Genomic DNA, 5,621 nt, shown 5'->3' with positions numbered 1-5,621 from the left:
AGAAAACATATTTCTTGTTTTTCTTGGAATAATTTATTCTTTGGAAATCCCTAATGTCGTAGAAGTAATCGATTGTTTAGTTAGTCTTTGCAGATTAGTTTTTGTGATTCCTTGGTTAGCTTTCGTAACTTGACAGATGATTTCAGTATCGAAAATCCTATCTCTAGATATCAGTGACCAGAGATATCTTAGTTGTCCCTGTTCGTCTATCCAGCCCCCTGGTTTTTGACTAAAATTCAGCGCTCCAATATATTTATCTTGGATTTTTACCCATTGACGATCCAAAAATGGTAAAGACTGCTCATCTTCTAGTAAATGATGCCGGATGTGAAAATCACTTGTTTGGGTTTCAATTAGTCCATTTATTTCATCTATTTTTAAGGGATTTGGGATTGCTGTTGGTGGAGAATGGTTAAATTGCTGCCAGATTACCGTCCAGAGTTCTTCAGGACTCAAAGCTTTAATCCCTAATTTCATCTTATTACTAAGCAAATTCTCCCATGATTGAAAACCATCATTAAATGAATTTTGCAGAATATTTTCAATCTTGGTATTATTAATGTAGTGAATCTCTCCAGTAAATTTGTACCAGAATTTCTCCAATTGTTTAATAATAGACTCAACAAAATCTTGATTTCGTTCCTCATCAGAAGCAACAGTATAAGTACACCATAACCTCAAGAATTTGTTTTTTCGGATTCCACTTTTGGTTAATCCTTTGATTCGTAATCTTTCACTACGAATCAATAGTTTAAGTTGTTCGACTGAACAAGTATTCTCAATTTGCTTAAGTTCTTGTTGCCGTTCATAATCCGAAGTAAATGAACCAAAATGTATGGTCATTGATTCTTGATCTGGGATTTCCTTAAGTCCGGCTTCTATCCCCTCGAATATCGGTAATATTTGTTCATTGGCTAAATTCGGATGAATCCCTAAACAATCAAAACAAAATTTAATCTGAATAAATTCACCTTTTTTGAGAATCAATGCACCTATGCCTTTTCTCCCGCCTAAATTCAAGTTGCAAATCCCTGCTAAATGAATAATGTCCTCAAAGGGAGTCAAGACTTTAGCAAACTCAATTTGCTCTTTTTCTAATTTTTTCTTACCTAATTTATCTGGATATTTAGATTGTTTCGGAGTTTTCATTATGAAGGCACAAATTATCTACGATTGGTGGATGATTCAATTTATTTACTGTTATAAAACAGGGAACTCTTAACTCTTAAGTGGGAACGGTAGAAAATGAGAAATTCAAGAATAATTCAGGAGCAGAGCCGGAGATGCTACGAAGCACCGCTTTTTCGGTCTATTACATTCCTGAATTATGACCCAACTTTTGGAGAAGCTACGCCCTAAGCGTAGCTATGCCGCAGGCTTTACGACAAGCTCAGGGCATCGCCCCTGACGGAGTGAATTTTGACTCTCAACCTACTTCTTTAATTCTGGGAATTCCTCTGTTGCCTGTTCCCTATTCCCTTTTAATTCTGATTTTTGTATTCTTTTTCAATGTTTTAAAAGGCATATAACCTCTGCTAATTCGTGGTACGCCGATAAATTTTCCCAAAAAATCTTTATTCGTAGAAACTACCCACCATGTTGCCCATCCCCAAGCAATACTTAATCCAGTTGCTAACCATCCAGCTTGAAATGTATAAGAAACAACAAATACATTCACTACTCCTATTACTGACCAAGGAAAAATTTGGTCGGCGGGAAATGGGCCTAATCTGGGTCTGTCTCCCAAAATTCTATTTACAGTCCGAAATTTATTTTCATTTTTCATGATCTCAAACTATTTCAGCATGAAAAGACTGTATTAAATCAGTTATCAGTTATCACAGTTTCAGTCAAATAGTTTGACCCTAACTGTTACCTACTAATGAGTGAGAAATGGGGGACTCTGACGATGCAGATAAATACATCACTCTCTACTGATAACTGTTTACTCTTGGTTATGCCGCACCTCCACCAACAATCAAGCCAGTAACTAAATCTCCTACAAAAACTGAAAGGACAATAATTAATGGAGTTCTGGCTAATGTTTGCCAATCTTCATCGTTGCGGGCCGCTTGAACAACCCGGACTAGGCTGATGCCTACGTAGAGTAAGAACAGACCCCTTAATACGTTGAAGAACAATGCTACAACTGCTTGTGTTTGTCCGTTCCCAGCATTACCAAAGGTATTAGTCATCCAGGTTTGAGCAGTGTTAAAAAACTGTGCATCGGCTGGCGAGGAAGCAAAGTCAAGTAGACAAACAACCGTCAAAATCGTAAACAACACCGCATAAAGATTGACTCCATACTTGCGTTGTATCTGCTCAAAATTAGTCAACAGAGCTTGAGATTGCTTTGGTAGTGCTATAGCGATCGCCGTAGCAATCATCAATCCACCTAAGAGGATGTTATGGACTGACATCGACACAATCATTGCCGCACCCGTCGTTCCCATTAGCACTAGTGTGCTATTTGTTATCGTGCTGTTCTTTTTTCCTGAAGCCAGTACAGCAGCAGTATCGGTATTAACAAACCTTTCAGTCTCGTTGCCGTAAGTATGCATTTCGTTCTCCTAAAACGATACGCATATTATTCGAGCTTTCACCCACAAAACCTACAAACTAAAGTACTAAAAAAAACCGTACCTTTGCTTACATAGAATATTTAATACAATCTATTTCACAGTAAATATAGCAACTAGACTGCTTATATAGATGTTATAGCTGTTTATTATCAGTATTTTAAATTATATAGGTATACAATTTTGTATTCATTAAGAAAAATTAGAAAAATAAGCGCCAGATAGCCTATTGACTTTTTTCCCTTTATTGGTTTTCTCATCAAGCAGGAGGGTGTGGGGTGGTGCGAATATGGTTCAGATAAGCATTTTTCACTTTCCTTGTGGTCTGGGGAATGGCTTTGCAGGTATTGGGTAAAGGATGTATCCAAAACCAATACCTTTCACCGAACCGTATTGGGGGTAGTGCGACTCGTTTGCGGTGAATTCATAACCGCTCCAACGGGGCTTGGTCAGTATGGAACCGATAAAGGCTGGATGTCGAGCTTGTCGCCGACTTGAATTTTAACAGTACCAGAGGGCAGTTCTAAAACCTGAGTAGCAACACTGCCCCTGTAAATTGGACAAGGATTTTTTGCACAGGGTGGAGCGTTGTAAATCACCGTCGTCACCATACTATCCTTTATGAAAATGATGTCTAGGGGGATTTTTACTTGCTCCATCCAAAAGGGGACATTTTTGTATTCCTTGCCCAAATTAAACAACATCCCGCGATCGCCGGGCAAATGATTGCGAAACTTCAGCCCCTTCTCTAATTCAACAGGTGTGGTGGCTACTTCCAACTTGAATGTCCGCTGATTGTAGGTGAGCATCTGCTTTGTGGGTAAATGCTGGGGACGAGTTTGCAAGTAGGCGATAGTTGATGAAGCGACAATTATTGATATTCCCGCAATTGGGCCAAGAATATTTAACAGTTTGTAAGCCGCAGCATATAAGTCGATTGTGGTGGGAATTTTGACTAATTGCATAATTTAACCAAAAATATTGACATTGCCGGCACTATATATACTTGAGTCAAGGGGACTGGACGGTAAACCTTGTAAATCAGCTTTGTTTCGCATACCCTCAATCCGTTCAGCTTCCCGGATTGCCAGAGGATTCATATTATTTCTCGCTGACAATAATGCTTCAAGTCTAATTTCTAGCGGCGGCAGTTCACCTATATGTGGAACATCGTCTGTGAACATCAGGCAAAAAGTAGAGATAGCCGCCCTTTCCACAATTGCTTGGATTTCCGCACCCACACAGCGATGGGTCGCTTTGAGCAGTCTACGCCATTCTTCATCGCTGAACCCATCTCTATCACGGAACCGATAATCAAATCTAGCGAGATGAATTTTAAAAATCGAGTGTCGTTCCCCATTATTGGGTAAATCCACCTTAAAAATGTCGTCAAATCTCCCGCTTCTAGTCAGTTCTGGTGGTAGCCATTCAATGTTGTTGGCAGAAGCAATAATTAATACATCACTCTTTCTTTCCTGCATCCAGGTTAACAACATCCCTGCTAGTCTTCGGGACAAATCATCATCGAGAGTAAATCCCTTGTCAAAGTCGTCTAGGTATAGAATTACACGGTTAATCCTGTCTACTAGTGCCAGCAAGTTTTTTAGCTTGTACTCCGCCATGTTGCCGTAACTACGAAAACTGCCCCACTCTAAAACGATCATCGGAATCCCCAATCGCTGGGAGCAAGCTTTCGCTGAATGAGATTTACCTGTGCCTGGGGGCCCAATCAATAAAATACCTTTGGGTAGCCGAAGATTATATGCTTTAGCTAACGGCGTTAATAAGCGCTTATATGTCTTAAAAGATTCCTGCATCAAGTCCAGTCCGCCAACTTCAATTGCTGGGGGCTGGAGAAACTCAATATTGTAAACTCGCCTGAGCAGGTCAGTTTTGTAAAGAGAAAGTTTTTTTGTCAGTTCTTGGGCTTTGGTACAAGAAGCTGTAGCCCAACTAATCCCATACTCAATATCTGCTAAATACATCCCCACAGCAGCAAGGGCGATCTCATGGATTTCCTTTTCACTATAGTTTTTTGGCAATACCCCTTGTAGATAATTACTGATTTCTTCAACTGTTGGCAGTTCTTGTGTAATCGTCGGCACAAATGCGGTAATTTCAGATGAAAGACTGGCGTTTGGCCCCAACAGGATAGCTGTTCTATTTGAGTTCCGGTTGTCAAGTTTCAGATTTATAAGGGCAGACTTAATCCATTCGGCGGTTAAGAAAAAATCCGGGTCAGTAGTTGAGTTTCCCAACCAAGGAAATATCCCCTCTAATATTAAAATGCCTTCTTTTTCAGTAGCTTTCCAAAATCGCAGGATCTCAAAGTAATCTTCGCGTTTATTTTTGGTTATCGGCTGATACTCTAGTACTTGTTGTAAAATCAAGTCCTGCCCATTAACCTCTAACTGATGTAATTGATCGTCTGATAGTGTCCACAGATAGCATAAAACGTGCTTTTGTTGACATTTCCTAGCAATGCTTTTCAGTAGTCTTGCCCTTTCTTGCAGTGGAGATTCTATCGCAATCAAAGGATTGTTTAGTTTTATCAGGTCAAATACTTGCTCTATCAGCGCAGTATTCATCGGTTTTTTTATTTGTTGGTCATCCTGATAATAAAAGTTATAAAAAATTGTTTCCACAGACAAAAGTATTGAAAAATACAGTACTTTTACCTCTTGCTTTTTGACTACAATATGCCATTCTCTCTTAATTTATCCGCATTATCTGAGTGAGCAATTTTACTTAAAATAAACGCTATATTATCAGAAAATTGCAATTCATATTAATATTTAAATCTCAACTATTTTTCGTATGTAATATTTGCCATATTTAGCTGGTAGATAAAATAAATATATTTAATAAATTGATTTTTAACCTTATTCATCTATTAAAATATTGACAAAAGATTGTGCAAAATTAGGTGTGCTTTTATGAGTTTCAATCTTAATAAAAACCAGATTTATGTACTTGCTTTACTGTTATGGTTAGAACAAAAGCATCGTTTTTCCGATATTCAAACCCTACTTCTCAATCAAG

4 protein-coding genes and 1 pseudogene are annotated in these 5,621 nt (G+C 38.5%); all 5 read right to left on the bottom strand.

What is annotated here, in order from left to right; translation table 11 throughout:
- Positions 1–39: 39 nt before the first annotated feature.
- Positions 40–1,149 (bottom strand): annotated as a pseudogene (locus RM368_RS37750) (hypothetical protein); the annotation flags it as partial.
- A gap of 322 nt (positions 1,150–1,471) precedes the next feature.
- Positions 1,472–1,786 carry a hypothetical protein gene (locus RM368_RS37745; protein ID WP_069074926.1) on the bottom strand — a complete coding sequence of 105 codons (315 nt, stop codon included), beginning with the start codon at positions 1,784–1,786 and terminating at the stop codon, positions 1,472–1,474.
- A gap of 169 nt (positions 1,787–1,955) precedes the next feature.
- Complete coding sequence (locus RM368_RS37740; RefSeq protein ID WP_190900036.1) at positions 1,956–2,561, bottom strand: hypothetical protein; 606 nt, start codon at positions 2,559–2,561, stop codon at positions 1,956–1,958.
- Positions 2,562–3,028: 467 nt separating this feature from the next.
- A complete protein-coding gene (locus tag RM368_RS37735; protein WP_322698804.1) occupies positions 3,029–3,544 on the bottom strand; it encodes a DUF192 domain-containing protein in 516 nt (171 codons plus the stop codon).
- A 3-nt stretch (positions 3,545–3,547) separates the two neighbouring features.
- A complete protein-coding gene (locus RM368_RS37730) occupies positions 3,548–5,167 on the bottom strand; it encodes an ATP-binding protein (protein WP_322698803.1) in 1,620 nt (539 codons plus the stop codon).
- Between the last annotated feature and the right edge of the window lie 454 nt (positions 5,168–5,621).

Source organism: Nostoc sp. DedSLP03 (genome assembly GCF_034530815.1).
Lineage (GTDB): Bacteria > Cyanobacteriota > Cyanobacteriia > Cyanobacteriales > Nostocaceae > Nostoc.
This window is presented reverse-complemented; position numbering and strand designations above follow the sequence as displayed.

Excerpts from the sequence above, each read along its gene's own strand:
- RM368_RS37730 (WP_322698803.1), bottom strand. The coding sequence starts at position 5,167 with ATGAATACTGCGCTGATAGAGCAAGTATTTGACCTGATAAAACTAAAC.
- RM368_RS37745 (WP_069074926.1), bottom strand. The coding sequence starts at position 1,786 with ATGAAAAATGAAAATAAATTTCGGACTGTAAATAGAATTTTGGGAGAC.
- RM368_RS37740 (WP_190900036.1), bottom strand. The coding sequence starts at position 2,561 with ATGCATACTTACGGCAACGAGACTGAAAGGTTTGTTAATACCGATACT.
- RM368_RS37735 (WP_322698804.1), bottom strand. The coding sequence starts at position 3,544 with ATGCAATTAGTCAAAATTCCCACCACAATCGACTTATATGCTGCGGCT.